Genomic DNA, 17437 nt, shown 5'->3' with positions numbered 1-17437 from the left:
GTGACTCGAATCACCGGCAATTTGTGTCGTGAGTCACGTTATTTTTCCCTTGCGCTGGAAACGCACGCGTGCGTGCGCGAAGTAATGGCCGTCCCGCCCGGCTGCACACAGCGCTATGTGATCACAGTCACAGCAGCGCTCGCGCCGCAAGATCATCCGACGCTGCCGACCGGAACGTCGAAAACCGCTATCGACCAGGCGATTTGCGATCGTCAACCACCCGTGTGTAATGTTGTGTTCACCGACGCGGGGTGGAGCAGCTCGGTAGCTCGCTGGGCTCATAACCCAGAGGTCGCAGGTTCAAATCCTGTCCCCGCTACTACGAAGAACGGCCCGGAACATATGTTCCGGGCCGTTCTTCTGTTTGCGCCGCATCGGTGCGATCACTTTCGGTCGCCGACGGTCTTCGGGCTGGTCCCGGGTTTGGGCTCGTCCTTCCCGGGCATCCCGAACGCGCCGCCGAGGGTGAGAGGAGATCATGGCCGAGATCGTGACGCAGCTCGCCGAGCTGGCCAAACGCCGGACACTGACGGTGGCGGTCGCGGAATCGCTGACCGCGGGCAACCTCGCGGCCGCATTGGGAGCCGCGGCGGATTCCGCGCAATGGTTTCGCGGGGGTGTCGTCGCCTACTCCACCGAGGTCAAGCGGCGAGTGCTCGGCGTTCCCGATATTCCGGTCGTGTCCGAGGACGCGGCGATCGCCATGGCCCAGGGCGTGCGTTCGCTGATGGACGCGGACTTCGCCGTGGCGACCACCGGTGTCGGAGGCCCCGGTCCCCAGGACGGCGAAGAGCCCGGTTCGGTGTGGTTCGCCGTCGCCTCCCGCCGGGACGCGCGGGCCGAGCATCGCCGGTTCGACGGTGAGCCGGCCGAGGTCCTCGACCGAACGGTGCGGCACGCGGTCGAGTTGTTGCTGTCGGCGGCCCGGTCCCGCACGGAGTGAACACCCGAAGGAGTACAGCGATGAGTTCCCACTCTGGAAACGGCGATCCCAGGTCCGAGAGCCGAGAGCAGGCCTTCCGGCAAACGCCGGAAGACCTGGACGATCGCGAGGAAACCGCGGCGCTGGTGGACGATATCGAGGAGGACCTCGAAGCGGAACGAGTCTCGAAGGGCGTACCGGGCAACCGCGCCGAGCGCGAGGCGATGGAGCCGATCGACACCGGCGACGACGCACCCGACTGACCCGCTCCGGCCCGGCTACTCGGAGATCCGGACGGGTTCGCGTTCGAGGGCCGGACCGGTCACCGCGGGCTCGGGGGTCCAGCCCGGAGGGGCGAAGACGTGGCCGACCCGGGCCCGCCAGGTGCGGGCGTGGCGGACGTCGGAGATCATCCGGGCGAATTCGTGATAGTTCACCACGAGCGGGTTGTACGTGTCGATGTTCGTGGTGAGCCCGTAGCGGACGGGTTCGAGTTCCTCGGCGTAACTGCCGAACATGCGGTCCCAGATGATCAGGATGCCGGCGTAGTTCTTGTCCAGGTACGGGTTGTTGGCGCCGTGGTGCACCCGGTGGTGGGACGGTGTGTTGAAGAGGTATTCGATCGGGGCGGGGAGTGTGCCGATCCGCTGCGTGTGGATCGGGAACTGGTAGAGCAGGCCGATCGACTGCAACAGGAAGATCATCCACAGCGGCAGGCCGATCACCGCCGCGGGAATCCACGCGGCCGAGCGGATGAACGTCCCGGGGATCAGCCACGGCAGGCGCACCGCGGTGGTCAGATTGAACTGCTGACTGGAGTGGTGCACGCTGTGCCCGGCCCACAGCAGCCGGATCCGGTGATCGGCCCGATGCGCCCAGTAGTAACAGAAGTCGGTGACCACCAGGCCCAGCGCCCACACCCACCAATCGTGCGGGTTCAGGTGCCACGGCGTCAGCGCGACCGCCACGCCGAGGATGGAGAAGGGCACCAGGAAACGCTCGACCGCCTTGGCCAACCGGCCCAGCAGATAGATCGAGATGCTGGTGGCCGAATCGCGGACCGTGCCGCCCCGGCGATCCGGATCGAACCGGTAGCCCGCCCACTCCACGAGCATCAGCACGACGAACGCGGGTAACGCGTACAGGAACAGACCGCTGGACATCCCTACCTCCTGGCGAAGCGGCGGCGGCGAACGCGCTGCCGTACCGATCACGGTAGGAAGATCCGGGGGTGAAATCGTCACCTCGACAGGTGATCGACCGTCCCCCGGACAGGGGACGTCCGCACCGCGGCTCAGCCCACGGGGACCCGGGTATCGCTGCGCCAGTGGTTGAACAACAGATTCAGCACGAACACCACGATCACCGCGGAGGTGATCGGACTGCTCGCGATCATCTGGAAGTCGGTGGGGAACTTCGCGTAGAAGTTCGGGGCGACCGAGGGCAACAGCGCCACCGACAGGGTCACCGCGATGATGAGCATGTTGTGCGTGCCGTCGAACCGCACCTTGTGCAGTACGCGCAGACCGACCGCGGTGACCATCGCGAACATCACCGTCGCCGCCCCGCCGATCACCGGATTCGGAAGTGCCGCAACGAGACTCCCGACTTTGGGCACCAGCCCGAGCGCCACCAGCAGCACACCGCACACCGACACCACCCATCGGCTGCGCACGCCGGTGAGCCCGACCAGTCCGACGTTCTCGGCGAACGCGGTGTCGGGGAAGGAGTTCATCACTCCGGCCAGTACCCCGGACAGGCCGTCGGCGGCCAGGCCGCGCGCCAGATCGCCCGGTTGCAGCGGCTTGTCGACCATCTCGGCCACCGCGACGATGTCCGCGGTCGACTCGGTGAACGTCACCAGCATCACCACACACATGGAAATGATTGCGGCGACGTGGAATTGGGGCGCACCGAAGAGGAACGGCCGCGAGATGCCGAACCAGCCCGCCGTGCCGACCCCGGACAGATCCACCAGGCCCATCGGTATCGCGACAATCGTCCCGAGCACGATGCTCAGCAGGACCGCCAGCTGACTGATCAGGCCGCGGGAGAATCTGTGGATCAATACGATGATCAGAATCACGAGTCCGGCCAGGGCGATATGCGAAATCTGGCCGTACTCGGGCGATTTCGGGTCGTTACCGGCGATCAGTCCGGCGTCCGCGCCGATCAGCGACAGCCCGATCACACAGATCACACAACCGGACACCAGCGGCGGGAAGAAACGAACCACCGTGGCGAAGAAGCGGGCGATGATCAGACCGAAAACACCCGATACCAGAATCGCGCCGTAGACCGCGGGCAGGCCCGCCTCGCCGCCGCCGAATTGTTCGGCGATGAGAATCATCGGCGAGACGACCGTGAACGTCGCACCCGCCACGAGCGGCAGCCGAACGCCCAGGATCTTGCCGATCCCGGCCGACTGCACGATCGTGACGATCCCCGAGACCAGCAGATCGGCGTTCACCAGGACGCCGATCGTATGCTGCGGCAATTTCAGCGCGCCCCCGACCAGCAGCGGCACCGCGACCGCGCCAGCGTACATGATCGCCAGGTGCTGCAGCCCCAGCAGGGTGAGCCGGGCCGGAGGCGGCACCTCGTCGACCGGGTGGGCCGGCCCGGCGTGTGGATTGCGCGAGGGACGCGGGAAGCGCAATGGCATGGCAAGCCTCCTGGGCGAGCGGATATACCGGCCGACGACGACCGGAACTCCCGGCACGAAAGTGTCGCGGGAATTCGGGTGCGAACCTCCCGCGGCGCAAGCGTAAATGTCGGAAGCCGATGCCCGGTTGTGCCGCAACGATATGTTTACCGGAGGTAACACTTCCGATGCGCCGGTTCGGCGGATAATCCGATCGGAGCGATGAAATGTGTTGTGTCGTTGGGAGGATCATCCCGAAGGTATGCGGTGGTCGTGCGCCTCGCGCACGCGTTGCGGAAAGTTGCCTAAAATGGTGATCGTCGTTCTCGACCCGACTGCACGCTCGTTCGATCGACAGTGAAAAGAGGGTTTGCCATGGTTGCGGCGCGGATAACGGTCAACGGAGAACTCCTGCCGATTTCTCCGGCCGCGCCGACGACGACTCTGCTGGAATTCCTGCGCGGATGCGGATTCACCGGCAGTAAGGAGGGCTGCGCCGAGGGTGAATGCGGTGCGTGCTCGGTTCTGCTCGCCCGTCCCGGCGTCGTCGGGCGCACCGAATGGACCGCGGTGAATTCCTGCCTGATTCCGGTCGCCGCGCTGGACGGGCAGGAGGTCGTCACCGCCGAGGGACTGGGCGGGCCCGCGGCTCTCCATCCGGTGCAGCGCGCGCTGGCGATCCGCGGTGGCTCCCAATGTGGTTACTGCACACCGGGTTTCGTATGCAGTATGGCCGCGGAATACTATCGCCCCGACCGCGCGGCGACCGATGGTCCGGCCGAGCCCGAGCACGGCCGGAACGGATTCGACCTGCACGCGCTGAGCGGAAACCTCTGCCGCTGCACCGGTTACCGCCCGATCCGCGATGCCGCCTTCGCGATCGGCACACCGGCCCCCGACGATCCGCTCGCCCGGCGCCTGGCGGCCGCGCCGCCCGAACCGGTCCCGACCGTGCTCGAGCGGGACGGTCGCACCTTCGTCCGGCCCGCGACGCTTCCCGCCGCGCTGACTCTGCTGCGCTCGCATCCCGACGCCGCCCTCGTCGCGGGGTGCACCGATTGGGGCGTGGAAGTGAATATCGGCGCCCGCCGCGCGGACCACGTGATCGCCATCGATCGGCTGCCCGAACTGCGGATTCTGCGGGTCGAACCCGATCACTTCGAAGTGGGCGCGGCCCTGACCCTCACCGAACTCGAACGACGGCTGGCAGGCGGCGTGCCGCTGCTGGCGGAGCTGTTCCCGCAGTTCGGTTCCCGGCTGATCCGCAACAGCGCGACCCTCGGCGGCAATCTCGGCACCGGTTCTCCGATCGGCGATGCCGCCCCCGCGCTGCTGGCCCTGGACGCGACGGTCCTGCTGGCCGGCCCGGCGGGAGAACGCGAGGTGGAGTTGGCCGGCTACTTCACCGGGTACCGGCGCAGCGTCCGCCGCCCCGACGAGGTGATCCGCGCCGTGCGCATTCCCCGCCCGCTCGCCCCGCTGACCGGCTTCCACAAGGTCGCCAAGCGGCGTTTCGACGATATCTCCAGTGTCGCAGTCGCTTTCGCGATCGATGTGGACGGCGGTACGGTGCGTTCGGCGCGGATCGGACTCGGTGGAGTGGCCGCGACCCCCCTCCGTGCCCATGCCGCCGAAGCCGCGCTGCGGGGCCGCTCGTGGTCGCCGGAGACCGTCGAGGCGGCCGCGCGAGTGCTCGAAGGCGAGGGCACACCCCTGGACGACCACCGCGCCAGCGCGGGGTATCGCCGCGCGATGCTCGGGCAGAGCCTGCGGGAGCTGTTCGCGCGAGGTGTCGAGGAGGTGGCGGTATGACACGGGTATTCGCCTCGGCCGCAACCGCTTCGGCTCGTTCCCGGCACCTCGGCGGTGCCGGATGAGCGCGCTGTCGCAGCGACCCGAGAAGCCGTCGGTGGGCTTGCCGATGCCGCACGAAAGCGCGGCTCTGCACGTTACCGGGGCCGCGCTGTACACCGATGACCTGGTATATCGCGCCAAGGACGTGCTACACGCCTATCCGGTGCAGGTCATGTGCGCGCACGCGCGAATCCTCGCGCTGCGCACCGCGCCGGCGTTGGCGGTGCCCGGTGTGGTCCGGGTACTGACCGCCGAGGACGTGCCGGGTGTCAACGACGCCGGGACGAAGCAGGACGAACCGCTGTTCCCGAACGAGGTCATGTTCCACGGGCACGCGGTGTGCTGGGTGCTCGGGGAGACGCTCGAGGCGGCCCGGCTCGGCGCGGCGGCCGTCGAGGTCGAGTTCGAACCGCTCCCGGCGTTGATCACCATCGCCGATGCGATTCGGGCGGGCAGTTTCCAGGGGGCCCAGCCGCAGATACGCTGCGGCGATATCGAGGCCGGATTCGCCGAGTCGACGCGGATCTTCGACGGCGAACTGGAGTTCTCCGGGCAGGAGCACTTCTATCTGGAGACGCATGCGTCGCTGGCCGTGGTGGACGAGTCCGGGCAGATCTTCGTGCAGTGCAGCACCCAGCACCCCGCCGAGACGCAGGAGATCGTCGCGCACGTGCTCGGGTTGCGCAGCCACGAGGTGACGGTGCAGTGCCTGCGGATGGGCGGCGGTTTCGGCGGCAAGGAGATGCAGCCGCACGGTTTCGCGGCCGTCGCGGCGCTCGGCGCGACCCTCACCGGCCGTCCGGTTCGACTGCGGCTCAACCGGACTCAGGATCTGACCATGTCCGGTAAACGGCACGGCTTCCACGCCGCGTGGCGGGCCGGATTCGACGCCGACGGCCGGTTGCGCGCGCTGGACACGACCCTCACCGCGGACGGCGGCTGGAGCCTGGACCTGTCCGAACCGGTGCTGGCCCGGGCGCTGTGCCACGTCGACAACCTGTACTGGATTCCGAACGCCCGGATCAGCGGCCGAATCGCCAAGACACACAAGACTTCCAGCACCGCGTTCCGGGGGTTCGGCGGGCCGCAGGGCATGCTCGTGATGGAGGACCTGCTCGGTCGCTGCGCCCCGCTGCTGGGTCTGGACCCGGCCGAATTGCGTCGCCGCAACTTCTATTCCGCGGGGCAGTGCACACCGTACGGGCAGCCGGTGCGCACGCCGGAGCGGATCGAAACGGTCTGGCGGCGGGTGCACGAGAACGCCGATCTGAGCTCTCGCCGCCGGGAGATCGAGGCGTTCAACGCCGCACATCGGCATACCAAGCGGGGGATGGCGGTCACCGGGGTCAAATTCGGCATCTCCTTCAATCTGACCGCGTTCAATCAGGGCGGCGCGCTGGTGCTGATCTACAAGGACGGCTCGGTGCTGATCAATCACGGCGGCACCGAGATGGGGCAGGGCCTGCACACGAAGATGTTGCAGGTCGCCGCGACCACCCTGGGCGTTCCGATGAGCACGGTGCGACTGGCCCCCACCCGCACCGACAAGGTGCCGAACACCTCGGCGACCGCGGCCAGTTCCGGGGCGGACCTCAACGGCGCGGCGATCAAGAACGCGTGTGAGCAACTGCGCGAACGACTTTCGCAGGTGGCCGCGACCCGGCTCGGCTGCGGTGCGGCGGATGTGCGGATCGTGGACGGAGTGGCCCGGCCGCTGGGCGCGTCCGACGAGGGCATCGCCTGGGCCGATCTGGTGCGGACCGCCTACCGGCAGCGGGTGCAACTGTCCGCGACCGGTTTCTACCGGACCGAGGGGCTGCACTGGGATGCGGCGAATATGCACGGGTCGCCCTTCAAATACTTCGCCTACGGCGCGGCGGCCGCCGAGGTGGAGGTCAACGGATTCACCGGCGCATACCGCATCCGGCGGGTCGACATCGTGCACGATGTCGGCGACAGCCTGTCCCCGCTGATCGATATCGGTCAGATCGAGGGCGGTTTCGTCCAGGGCGCGGGGTGGCTGACCCTCGAGGACCTGCGCTGGGACACCGGTGACGGGCCCGGGCGCGGCCGGTTGCTGACACAGGCCGCGAGCACCTACAAGCTGCCGAGCTTCTCGGAGATGCCGGAGGTGTTCAATGTCGAGTTGCTGGCCGACGCCTCCGAGGAGGGCGCGGTCTACGGATCCAAGGCGGTGGGCGAGCCGCCGCTGATGCTGGCGTTCTCGGTGCGCGAGGCGTTGCGCGCGGCGGTCGGCGCATTCGGCCGGCTGGAGATGAGCATCGAACTGGCCGCACCCGCGACACCGGAGGCGGTGTACTGGGCGATCGAGCGCGCGCGTCACGGTCTGCACGCGGACGACGCTGCTACGCAGGATATTTCGCTCATCGACCCGGTTGCCGCCGGCATCGCTGCGGCCGGTGACGGGAACGGCGCGGGGCGAGCGGGACTTCCCGCGACGGACGAGAAGTACTACGGTACGGGAATTTTCGGGTATGAGTGAGCTGACCTGGGTGGATGCGGTGGCGCTGTTGCGGGCGCGCCGGGAGCCCGGTGCGCTGCTCACCGTCGCGGCCGTGCGCGGTCATGCACCGCGTCGCGCCGGTGCGAAACTGGTTGTGGGACAACAGCATACCTGGGGTTCGATCGGCGGGGGAAATATCGAGGCGGTCGCGGTCGAGCGGGCCCGCGAGCTGATCGGCGCTGCGGACCCGCGGCCGGAGCTGATGGATTTCGCGCTGAACGACAAGGTGACGAACTGTCACGGGGTGCAGTGTTGCGGGGGAACCGTTGTGCTGCTTCTGGAACCGCTGCCGGTGGTGCCCGCCGTCGCGATCTTCGGCGTCGGACACGTCGGGCTGGAGCTGGCGCGCATCCTGACTCGCCACGACCTCGACCTGCATCTGATCGACACTCGCCCCGGCATGCTCGGTGACGAGCGGCTGTCCGTCCTGCGCGACGCGCCGGCCCGCATCCACGTCCACGAGGTGCCGCTGCTGCCCGAGCAGGTGCTGGCCGAACTGCCGGCCGGGACCCATCTGCTGATCATGACCCACGACCACGCCGAGGACGCCGCGCTCTGCGACGCTGCCCTGCGCGGCGGTGATTTCGGTTCGATCGGCCTGATCGGCTCGTCGGCCAAGTGGGCCCGCTTCCGCCGCCGGCTCGAGTCCGAGGGCGGTCACACACCCGAAGCCATCGCCCGCATCCGTACCCCCATCGGCCTGCCGGAGATCACCGGCAAGGAACCGGCCACCATTGCCGTCAGCGTCGCCGCGGACCTGCTGCTGACCTTCGAACGCGAGCGCGCCGCCGGGGCACCCCCGGGCCGACCCGGAGAGCCCCGGATTCCCCTGCCGCATCCGGGGCCTCAGGTCTGATCGAACGGCTCGTCGCGCATCGGGTCGTACGGCGGTGCCGCTTGCGGCGCGGCCGCGGCGGCGTCGGCGACCACAGGTCGGCGACTGATCACGCAGGCGAGTACCGCGTATCCGATGATCATCGCCAAGGCCGTCCAACCGGGCGCCGCGGAGGAGCGCTCGTCGTATTCGCACACGACCGCGCGGTCGATACCGATCAGATCGCAGGCGCCGAAGCTGAGGCTGGCGCGCAGCGCGACGATCACCGAGGGGACCAGCAGGATCACGATCGCCAGCACCCGGCTCGCGCTGTGCCGCGGCGGGGAGGTCCCCAGGCAGTAGCCCGCGATCAGCACCAGCGCGACCTCGCAGATCGCGTCGGCGATGGAGTTGTGCACGTGGGTCATCAGTGCCGCGGTCAAGGCCAGGGCCGCCGCGCCGGCCAGGGCGAGCGGCAGCGAGGACCAGCGCACCCCGATCAGCACCCCGGCCCCGCACAGCACGATCAGGATCGGGACGGACCATTGTGGGATATCGGCGGGCACGATGGCGTTCCCGGACGCGGTCAAGGCCGCGGCGAGCAGGACGAACACCCCGTCCCGGCCCGGCAGCAGCAGCGCGGCGACGCCGGCGATGAGTACCGTGATCGTCGCGACCATCGCGATGGACCACACACTGTCGGCATGACGCGCGATCCACCCGGCGAGGAACATCCGCGAGGTGATCAAGATGACGCCGGTGACGATCGGCGCCATCGGCAATTCCACCGACAGCCGGTTCGCCGGGGGCTGACGCCGGTTCAGATAGGCGCTGATCGCGACCAGCACCATGACCACGCCGATCACCCACGTCGGCGGCGAATTACCCGGCACCCAGTTCGCCCGGACGTGGTGACCGGTCATCCCGGTGCGCAACGGGGCAGGCAGCGCCTCGGAGATCACGATGCCGGCGATGGCGCCGACCGTCCATCCGAACGCCGAGATCCGCCGGTGCAGCACCGCCGCCCCGAGACCGCCCAGCAGTACCCCACCCGCGAGCGCGTCCAGGAAGTTCAACGTGGTCAACGAGGCGCCGGGCCCGGCCGACTGCCCGAGGATGTGGTTGACGAACAGCACCGCGATCCCGAACAACGCGGTGCACCAGGCCACCAGTTCGTTCAACGCGGTCGCGGCGAAGGTCGACACGATCACCGCGACGATCGCCCCCGCGGCGATTGCCCGAGGTTGACTGTTGGCCAGGGCGTTCAACTGCACCAGCCCAGTGTCGTTGACCCAGCGAAAATCGATCGGCAGCGTCAACGACAGCCCGGCAACGATGGTTGCCAGGAAGGAAGTGATCGCCTCGACGCTTCCGTGCGCATACCGCACTCGGTCAAAAGTACCCGCATCGCCCGAATGGGACAGCGGAAACGCTGGTAGCCGATAATTCGCTGAATGTCGGAAGGTAAGCCTTGCGGCGATGCGGTTCAGCCTGCCGAGCCGGTTCCGCCCGACCCGCTGGACGGTCCCGGCGCGGCGACGAGGCTGAAGTCGTTGCACCATCCGCCCACGCCCGCGCCGGTGGCCTGGCAGGCGATGTACACCGTCGGGCCGACCGCGGTGAAAGTCTGGCTGACGGTCGTCGGCGCGGTCACCGACCGGCTGACGTACGCCACGCCGGTTCGTGAATCCAGGGCCAGGGCGAGAACCGAACCGCCCGGATTCGCGCCGGCACGGACGGAATAGGTGTACCTCGCGCCGTTGCGCACCGGAACGTCCTGGCCGATATAGCCGCTGTCGTGCACGTTCGCGCCGCTGCTGCCGACGTTCGCGTGATAGACGTGGGTGGACCAGCCGTTGAGTCCGCTGTGGAAATTCGCGTTGGTCACCAGATTGTCGGCCGCGCCGGGATGCGGATCGAGGGGGACGGGTACGGCGTTCGCGAGGGCTGTCCCGCCGAGGCAAGCGGCCGCCGCGAATGCGGCGACGGTACGGGTGCGCCCGAGTCGCAGTGAGCTTGTCATCGCAATTCTCCTTGCTGAAGCCCGACTGAACTACATTCCCTGTTACCGATTGGCAATCTTGGATTCGTTTACGGTATCACCACTTCGAGCGGGCGAAGAGTCGTGAGAACACCGCTTATGTCGGTGTTGTCACGATGGTCGAGAGCGAGCCGTGCGGCAGTCCTCACCGTGTCTGGTAATCGAACAGCAAATTTCGTGGCTATCGTGCGGATATGGACTTGGTACTCGAATGGGATCGGCATCCGGGGACAGGTCTGCGCCTGGCGAACGAGCTGGCCGGTGCGGGGGCGCTGGCCGTCACCGAGGATCTCGGCCCCGCGCCCGGCCGGCTGGGAATTCTGGCCGCCCGGCGCGACGGCGAACTGCTCGGCTGGGCGGCCCTGACCGAGGACACGAATGCGCGGGTGGTGACCGAGCCGGTGTACGTCTCTCGGTACTTTCGCCGGATCCAGTTGGGGCACTACGACTTCGAACCCGCTACCGATGCCGAGGAGGCCGTCGTGGCGGCCCTGCTGGCCGGTGCGGCCGCGCATGCGCGGGCGATGGGATATCGGGTGCTGCGCTGGCCCGGTACCGATATCGGACCCGAGGGGCGTGCGGCCGTGGCGCTCGGCGCGGTCGCGGTCGGCGAATACGCCCGCGTGTGGACCGCCGAACCGCGCACCTGGCGGGCGCCGATGGCGCTGACCTTCGCCGAACCGGTGGACTGTGTGCTGCACGCCCTCGCCGAATCCACCGAACCGCCCGGTCAGGCGCTCGTCGTCGCACTGCTGACTCCGGGGTCGGTGGAGCCGGTGGCCAGCGTGAGCACCTCGGTCCTGGGCAGTGCGGCGTACATCGATGCGGGGAAGGGGATCAGATATGAGGATGTCGATCCCGGCGGCCTGGCCGCACTGATCGGCGCGGTCATCACCGAACTGCACGACCAGGTGCCGCAGGCGCTGGTGCTGCGCGTTTTCGAGCACGACGACCAGCGCATCCGCACGGCATTGGCCACGGCCGGGCTCACTCTGTCGGCCCGCTGCCGCAATTACGTACTCGCGCTGGGGCCCGCGCATTGACGTCGCGCCCCGCGGGCCGATGCCAGAGATATCAGGTCGTCGTGCGCAGGCCCGCGAGCACGACCGTGAGCAGCCGTTCGGCCGCCTCGGGAGTGTGTTCACAGGCGGCGCCGACGCCGTGACCCAGCCGGATCAGATCCTGCGGTTCGAGTTCGGGGCGGACCAGTCCCGCCTCCTGGGCGGGGCGCAGGACCGCGGCGGCGGCCTGGGTGGCGAGGGTGGAGCAGAGCATGAAGGTGTCCGAGTCGCGGTCCAGGGCCGCCTTGAGCGTGACCGCCAGACCGCGACGGTTCATCACGAAGTCGACCTGGGCCCGGACCCACAGGTCCAGCGTCTCCAACGGCGTGTGGTCCGAGTCGAGCAATTCCTGCGCGCGCCGGCTGAGCGCCTCGACACTCGAGCGGTAGACGGCCTCGATGAGCGCCGCGCGATTCGGGAAGTGCCGGTACAGGGTGCCGGGCCCGACGCCGGTGCGGCGGGCGATCTCGTCCAGTGGGGCCTCGGTGCCCAGTTCGGCGAACGTCTGGCGCGCGCATTCGAGAATGCGCTCGTAGTTGCGGCGCGCATCGGCGCGCATCGGCCGCGTCGCTGCGTCCATGGGTCCTCCCGTGCGGTGCACACTGCCGACTCCCATGATAAGAGGAGAAATTCTCCGATTGACTCCTCGGGCCCGGATTCCGGTGGCTGCCCAGCCGATCCGAAGCCACTGCACACCTGCCCCACAGGAAACAGCATTCGATTCACGCCGATCGAGAGTGCAGACGCGCCAAGGGGTTCGGCCTAGCGTCTGTGCTGCCGGCCGGAGCGGTCGTGCAGACCTGGCTCGCGAACGTCGCGGCAATCCGGCTCGCGGGGGACAGTGTTACCGCCAGGATCGATGGAGGACAAGGCGTTTCGATGAGGGTCCAGGCAATATTACGGCGGCGCGGCATGGCGCTGGCCGCAGTGCTCAGCACGGTGGCGCTGGTGGTCGGCGCCTGCGGTGGCGGCGACGGCGCCGGTGACGAGGTCCGCTCGGTGAACGGGCAGAGCTACGATCTGTCGCCGCAGCAGGCGGGCCGGGTGCACGCGGAGAAGGTGGATTCGATCGCCGCCCAGGTGCCCGCCGCGATCCGCGATCGCGGCACGCTGATCGTCACCGGATCAGCGGATGCCGGTGCGCCGCTGCGGTTCTACGCCACAGACGACCGCACCGTGATCGGCTCGGAGTTCGACTTCGCATCGCTGGTGGCGGACATCCTCGGGCTGAAACTCGATCCGCGAACCGCGGATTGGGCGCAGAACTTCGTCGCCGTCGATTCCGGCGCGGTGGACGCGTTCATCTCCAACGTCACCGTGACCGAGGAACGCAAGGAGAAGTACGACTTCGCCACCTACCGCAAGGACACCCTCGCGCTCGAACTGCCCAAGGATGCGAATTGGACCTATCAGGACCGTAAATCGCTGGCGGGCAAGCGAATCGGCGTGGGCAGTGGCACCAATCAGGAACAGCTGCTGGTGCAGTGGGATCAGCGCAACGTGGCCGAGGGCCTGCCGAAGATCGACATCGCCTACTACCAGAAGACCACGGACTACTACCTGGCGCTGGCCTCGCACCGCCTCGACGGCTTCCTCGGCCCCGATCCGGATGCCGCGTACCACGTGGCCACCACGGGACAAACCAAGATCGTCTCGACGTTCTCCGGCGCGGGCGACGCGCTGCAGGCCGAGATCGCGGTGCTCACCAAGAAGGACAACGGTCTGATCGGCCCGGTGCACGAGGCGTTGCAGTACGCCATCGACCACGGTCTGTACCGCAAGGTGCTGGACCGCTGGGGCCTGGGCGGGGAAGCGGTGCAGCAGAGCCGGATCAATCCGCCCGGCCTGCCGAAGAAGACCCCGTGACCGGCCGGCCCGGCGCCTGGACGACGTTCACACCACAGCCTTCCCGGAGAACGACCATGAAACGCCTTCTCGCTTCCTTCTGCGCGCTCACCGCGACGCTCACGCTCGCCGCCTGCGGTTCGGCGACCCCGTCCGGCGGTGCCGCCGGACCGCCCCGGCCCGGCGGAACCCTGCGCTACGGACTCTCGCTCGCGCCGACCTGTTCGGATCCGGCCCAGTCCGGGACCAACCAAACCCTCTATGTCACACGGCAGATCGTGGATTCGCTGACCGATCAGGATCCCCGAACCGGCGCGACGACGCCCTGGCTAGCGCAGAGCTGGGAGGTGAGTCCGGACGCGAAGACGTTCACCTTCCATCTGCGCCCGGGGGTGACCTTCAGCGACGGCACCGCGCTGACCGCCACCTCGGTGCAGAAGAACTTCGACGCCATCGTGCACACGCTCACCGGAGCCAAAGCGCCACTGGGAGCGAGCTATCTGGCCGGGTACACCGGAACCGCCGTACTGGATCCGCTCACCGCGCGGGTCGGCTTCGATCGCCCCAACGCGCAGTTCCTGCAGGCGACCTCGACTCCGCAGCTGGGCATCCTCGCCGACGCCACGACCGCCGAACCCGCCGACCGGCGCTGCCAGGGCGACGATATCGGGAGCGGACCGTTCACCTATGCCGGGTACCGGCAGGGCGCGTCGGCGACCTTGGCAAAACGTGCCGGATATAACTGGGGCTCAACGGTTTTCGGTCATCACGGCGCCGCCTATCTGGATCGGATCGAATTCACCGTGATTCCGGAGTCCGGGGTTCGCACCGGCAGTCTGTCCTCGGGGCAGCTCGATGCGGTGAGTGACGCGCTGCCGCAGGACGCTTCCCAGATCGAGGCTTCGGGTGGACGTCTGCAGGTCACGCCCAATCCCGGCGTACCGTTCGGCCTCCAACCGAATCTGACCCGCGGCCCGCTGGGTGATCCCGCGGTGCGCGCCGCACTGCTGACCGCGATCAACCGCAAGGAGCTGGTCGATACCGTACTGGGTCCGCAGTTCAAGACCGCGACCAGTTCGCTGGCCTCGAAAACGCCCGGGTACGTGGATCTTTCGAAATATCTCGGCTACGCGCCCGATACCGCGAAGTCGGTGCTGGACAAGGCCGGCTGGGTGCCGGGCAGCGACGGCATCCGGGCCAAGAACGGGGCCCGGCTGTCCTTCGGCGTGCTGTTCAGCCATGCCTTCGCCGGGAACCAGGCGATCCTCGAGCTGATCCAGCAGCAGTTGCGCACCGTCGGAGTGGATCTGCGGCTCGAGCCCGCGTCCGACGCGGAGTACACCGCGCGCCAGAGCCGCAAGGACTTCGATTCGCTGTACTACAACACCACGCGCGCCGACGGCGACATCCTGCGCACCGTGTTCGGATTGGACGGCCAGAACTACAACCTGCGCGGCCCGATTCCGGATCTGGACCAGGCGTTGTCCGGTGAGCTGCAGACGACCGACCCGGCCGCGCGATCCGGGCTGATCGGCCGGGCGCAGCAGGGCGTGCTGGACGACGGGCTGTGGATCCCAACCATCGAACTCTCCCAGACGATCGGGGTGTCGGCCGTGGTCTCCGACCTGAAGTTCGAGGCGTCGGCGCGGTTGCAGTTCTTCGACACCTGGCTGCACCGGTGACCGGCGGCGCGCTCAGCTCCGCCGCCTGGCCAGCGGCGCGTGCCAGTGGTAGCGCAGGGCCAGCACCCGGAACACCACCGCACCGGCCGACGCCGCCGCACCGGTCCAGGCGTCGAGCGCGCCGAAATGCAGCAGCGTCGCGGCCACACTCGCCCCGAGCAGCGCGGGCAGCGCGTAGATCTCCTGGTCCGGGCGCAGCACGCTGGGCTGAACACCGGCCAGCACGTCGCGGATGAGCCCGCCGCCGACCGCGGTGAGCACCCCCAGCAGGGCCGAGGGCACCGTGGCCAGGCCGTGCTGGTAGGCGATGACCGTGCCGGTGACACTGAAGACGCCCAGGCCGACGGCGTCGGCGAGATCCAGCGGCGTGGCGACCAGCCGGGGCGGCGGCCGCCACAGGAAGATGATCGCCGCGGCCAGGATCGGCAGGCCGATGTACCACGGATCGGTCAGCGCCACCGGCGGCACCGCCCCGATGACGACATCGCGCACCACCCCGCCGCCGAAGGCCGTGGCGCAGGCCAGTACGCCGATGCCGACCATGTCGTAGTTCCTGCGCACCGCCAGCAGCGCACCGGAGACCCCGAAGGCGAATACGCCGAGCAGGTCCGCGGCCCGCTGCACATCCTCGGCCGTCGAGGTCAGCGCGATCATCGAATCCCCTCACGTCCGGTCAACTCCGGGCTATCGCAGAATAGTAGGCCGCACCGGGCGCGCGGGCGGGCGGAGCCTCAGCGCCTGCGCCGGGTGCGCAGGCCCGGACGCGACCGCGCGGACTTGTTGCGGTACATGGCCGTATCGACGGTGTGCATGAGATCGTCGATGGCGGTGGGTGGTTCGTCGACCAGTGCCGTCCCGATCGAAGCGCCCACCGAGACAGTCTGTCCCGCAACGACTATCGGTTCGGACAACGCGGTGAGCAGTCGTCGGGACAGGCTGTGCGGCCCGCCCTCGTCGCGGCACTTCTCGGTCAGCACGATGAATTCGTCGCCGCCGAGCCGGGCCGCGAGCCCGTCGGGTTCCGCGACGTCCCGCAATCGTTCGGCCACCGCCTGCAACACCCGATCGCCGACGGTGTGCCCGTACGCGTCGTTGATCTCCTTGAAACCGTCCAGATCCAGATAGCACAGGCCGATCGGCGGGGTGGCCTCGGCGAGCCGGTCGAAGAACAGCACCCGGTTGGCCAGGCCGGTCAGATTGTCGTGGTGCGCGTCGTACCACAGCCGATCCGACAGCGCCTTGCGCTCGGTGATGTCCACCGCGACGCCGATCAGAAAGCGTATCCGGCCGTCCTCCTCGCGGACCGCCGACATGGACAGGTCGATCGCGGTGCGATGCCCGTCCGGATGGGTGTATCCGGTCTCCATCCGGAAACGATCGATTCCGCCCTCGAGTAACTGCTGGAACTGCGCGTATGCGGGGCCGATGTTGATCGGCCCGAGCACCTCGGCAACCGGCTGTCCGGCGATGGATTCTACTGGGGCGCCGAACATTTCGGCCATCGCGGCATTGACGTCCACCACCCGTCCGGTGCGCACGTCGATGGTGCCGATGCCCACCGACGCGCCCGCGAAGATGGCCGAGAAGCGCGCCTGTGACAACTGCCGCTGCGCCTGTGCCTCCCGCACCGCCGACAGCGCCGCGGCCAGGGTGGCCTCCTGCTCGGCCAGTGCCGCCCCGCGCAGGGCCGCGGTGAATCCGGCGGCGAACTCCCCGGCCACATCGATCGCACGCTCACGCACCCGCTCGGGATCGTGGCGCTCCCACTCCCGTCGCGGATCCGGGGTCTCGACGACGGCTCGGACCATATCCCGGCAGATCACCGATACGGTGCGGCTGACCGCAGACTCGTCCCGGTAATTGGCCGCGACCAGCGCGGTGGCGGCGATCCGTGCGGAGTCCAGGTCGCTGTCCCCGCGCAATGCGGCCAGCAACCGTTCGCTCAACCCCGCGAGCAGGGCTTCGATCTGGGTGCGGGTCAGCGTGGGGGCGACGACGCCGTCGAGCGCGTCCGCCCAGCGCACCGCCAGATCGTGTGCGTCCACCCGAG

Annotated in this window: 15 protein-coding genes and 1 tRNA gene; 9 read left to right on the top strand and 7 right to left on the bottom strand. The window is 68.5% G+C overall.

All coding sequences use genetic code 11. From position 1 onward, the window contains the following. Positions 1–245 precede the first annotated feature (245 nt). From AC5WS7_RS25710 to AC5WS7_RS25700, 3 genes are all read left to right on the top strand, one after another. Positions 246–319: transfer RNA gene (locus AC5WS7_RS25710), tRNA-Met, on the top strand. A gap of 159 nt (positions 320–478) precedes the next feature. Beyond that, complete coding sequence (locus AC5WS7_RS25705) at positions 479–943, top strand: CinA family protein (protein WP_495957128.1); 465 nt, start codon at positions 479–481, stop codon at positions 941–943. 20 nt (positions 944–963) lie between these two features. Then, positions 964–1185 (top strand): hypothetical protein, encoded by a 222-nt coding sequence (locus AC5WS7_RS25700; RefSeq protein WP_495957127.1) that lies wholly within the window; start codon positions 964–966, stop codon positions 1183–1185. 15 nt (positions 1186–1200) lie between these two features. On the opposite strand, the gene AC5WS7_RS25695 is transcribed toward AC5WS7_RS25700, so the two are convergent. Beyond that, positions 1201–2085, bottom strand: coding sequence for a sterol desaturase family protein (locus AC5WS7_RS25695; RefSeq protein ID WP_495957126.1), 885 nt, complete (start codon positions 2083–2085; stop codon positions 1201–1203). A gap of 131 nt (positions 2086–2216) precedes the next feature. Further along, entirely contained in the window at positions 2217–3587 is a 1371-nt protein-coding gene (locus AC5WS7_RS25690; protein ID WP_495957125.1) for a nucleobase:cation symporter-2 family protein, read from the bottom strand. A 354-nt stretch (positions 3588–3941) separates the two neighbouring features. Between AC5WS7_RS25690 and AC5WS7_RS25685 the strand changes: the two genes are divergently transcribed. The 3 genes from AC5WS7_RS25685 (at position 3942) to xdhC (ending at position 8800) form a co-directional block, all read left to right on the top strand. After that, positions 3942–5378, top strand: a complete 1437-nt coding sequence (locus tag AC5WS7_RS25685) for a xanthine dehydrogenase small subunit (RefSeq protein ID WP_495957124.1) — start codon at positions 3942–3944, stop codon at positions 5376–5378. A gap of 61 nt (positions 5379–5439) precedes the next feature. Further along, entirely contained in the window at positions 5440–7923 is a 2484-nt protein-coding gene (xdhB, locus tag AC5WS7_RS25680; protein ID WP_495957123.1) for a xanthine dehydrogenase molybdopterin binding subunit, read from the top strand. Next, entirely contained in the window at positions 7916–8800 is an 885-nt protein-coding gene (gene xdhC / locus AC5WS7_RS25675; RefSeq protein ID WP_495957122.1) for a xanthine dehydrogenase accessory protein XdhC, read from the top strand. Before xdhB ends, xdhC begins: the two co-directional genes overlap by 8 nt. Here the strand turns inward: xdhC and AC5WS7_RS25670 are convergent. Together AC5WS7_RS25670 and AC5WS7_RS25665 are read right to left on the bottom strand one after the other, a co-directional pair. After that, positions 8791–10146, bottom strand: coding sequence for a hypothetical protein (locus AC5WS7_RS25670; protein ID WP_495957121.1), 1356 nt, complete (start codon positions 10144–10146; stop codon positions 8791–8793). The genes xdhC and AC5WS7_RS25670 overlap by 10 nt on opposite strands. 98 nt (positions 10147–10244) lie before the next feature. Then, positions 10245–10781, bottom strand: coding sequence for a hypothetical protein (locus AC5WS7_RS25665; protein ID WP_495957120.1), 537 nt, complete (start codon positions 10779–10781; stop codon positions 10245–10247). Positions 10782–10993: 212 nt separating this feature from the next. Between AC5WS7_RS25665 and AC5WS7_RS25660 the strand changes: the two genes are divergently transcribed. Then, a complete protein-coding gene (locus tag AC5WS7_RS25660) occupies positions 10994–11842 on the top strand; it encodes a hypothetical protein (RefSeq protein WP_495957119.1) in 849 nt (282 codons plus the stop codon). 31 nt (positions 11843–11873) lie between these two features. On the opposite strand, the gene AC5WS7_RS25655 is transcribed toward AC5WS7_RS25660, so the two are convergent. Beyond that, complete coding sequence (locus tag AC5WS7_RS25655; RefSeq protein ID WP_495957118.1) at positions 11874–12440, bottom strand: TetR/AcrR family transcriptional regulator; 567 nt, start codon at positions 12438–12440, stop codon at positions 11874–11876. A 332-nt stretch (positions 12441–12772) separates the two neighbouring features. Here AC5WS7_RS25655 and AC5WS7_RS25650 point away from each other — a divergent pair, with 332 nt between their 5' ends. Both AC5WS7_RS25650 and AC5WS7_RS25645 read left to right on the top strand, forming a co-directional pair. Further along, entirely contained in the window at positions 12773–13726 is a 954-nt protein-coding gene (locus tag AC5WS7_RS25650; protein WP_495957117.1) for a transporter substrate-binding domain-containing protein, read from the top strand. 56 nt (positions 13727–13782) lie between these two features. Continuing rightward, on the top strand, positions 13783–15387 hold the full coding sequence (locus AC5WS7_RS25645) for an ABC transporter substrate-binding protein (protein ID WP_495957116.1): 1605 nt from the start codon (positions 13783–13785) through the stop codon (positions 15385–15387). A 12-nt stretch (positions 15388–15399) separates the two neighbouring features. Here AC5WS7_RS25645 and AC5WS7_RS25640 read toward each other — a convergent pair whose 3' ends face one another. Both AC5WS7_RS25640 and AC5WS7_RS25635 read right to left on the bottom strand, forming a co-directional pair. Continuing rightward, on the bottom strand, positions 15400–16041 hold the full coding sequence (locus AC5WS7_RS25640) for a trimeric intracellular cation channel family protein (protein ID WP_495957115.1): 642 nt from the start codon (positions 16039–16041) through the stop codon (positions 15400–15402). Between the two features lie 77 nt (positions 16042–16118). Further along, complete coding sequence (locus AC5WS7_RS25635) at positions 16119–17432, bottom strand: diguanylate cyclase domain-containing protein (protein ID WP_495957114.1); 1314 nt, start codon at positions 17430–17432, stop codon at positions 16119–16121. Between the last annotated feature and the right edge of the window lie 5 nt (positions 17433–17437).

Source organism: Nocardia sp. PLKS1-43 (assembly GCF_059510335.1).
The sequence above is the reverse complement of the archived record's forward strand: the minus strand, read 5'-3'. Positions and strand labels throughout refer to the sequence as shown.

Excerpts from the sequence above, each read along its gene's own strand:
- AC5WS7_RS25705 (WP_495957128.1), top strand. The coding sequence starts at position 479 with ATGGCCGAGATCGTGACGCAGCTCGCCGAGCTGGCCAAACGCCGGACA.
- AC5WS7_RS25700 (WP_495957127.1), top strand. The coding sequence starts at position 964 with ATGAGTTCCCACTCTGGAAACGGCGATCCCAGGTCCGAGAGCCGAGAG.
- AC5WS7_RS25695 (WP_495957126.1), bottom strand. The coding sequence starts at position 2,085 with ATGTCCAGCGGTCTGTTCCTGTACGCGTTACCCGCGTTCGTCGTGCTG.
- AC5WS7_RS25690 (WP_495957125.1), bottom strand. The coding sequence starts at position 3,587 with ATGCCATTGCGCTTCCCGCGTCCCTCGCGCAATCCACACGCCGGGCCG.
- AC5WS7_RS25685 (WP_495957124.1), top strand. The coding sequence starts at position 3,942 with ATGGTTGCGGCGCGGATAACGGTCAACGGAGAACTCCTGCCGATTTCT.
- xdhB (WP_495957123.1), top strand. The coding sequence starts at position 5,440 with ATGAGCGCGCTGTCGCAGCGACCCGAGAAGCCGTCGGTGGGCTTGCCG.
- xdhC (WP_495957122.1), top strand. The coding sequence starts at position 7,916 with ATGAGTGAGCTGACCTGGGTGGATGCGGTGGCGCTGTTGCGGGCGCGC.
- AC5WS7_RS25665 (WP_495957120.1), bottom strand. The coding sequence starts at position 10,781 with ATGACAAGCTCACTGCGACTCGGGCGCACCCGTACCGTCGCCGCATTC.
- AC5WS7_RS25660 (WP_495957119.1), top strand. The coding sequence starts at position 10,994 with ATGGACTTGGTACTCGAATGGGATCGGCATCCGGGGACAGGTCTGCGC.
- AC5WS7_RS25655 (WP_495957118.1), bottom strand. The coding sequence starts at position 12,440 with ATGGACGCAGCGACGCGGCCGATGCGCGCCGATGCGCGCCGCAACTAC.
- AC5WS7_RS25650 (WP_495957117.1), top strand. The coding sequence starts at position 12,773 with ATGGCGCTGGCCGCAGTGCTCAGCACGGTGGCGCTGGTGGTCGGCGCC.
- AC5WS7_RS25645 (WP_495957116.1), top strand. The coding sequence starts at position 13,783 with ATGAAACGCCTTCTCGCTTCCTTCTGCGCGCTCACCGCGACGCTCACG.
- AC5WS7_RS25640 (WP_495957115.1), bottom strand. The coding sequence starts at position 16,041 with ATGATCGCGCTGACCTCGACGGCCGAGGATGTGCAGCGGGCCGCGGAC.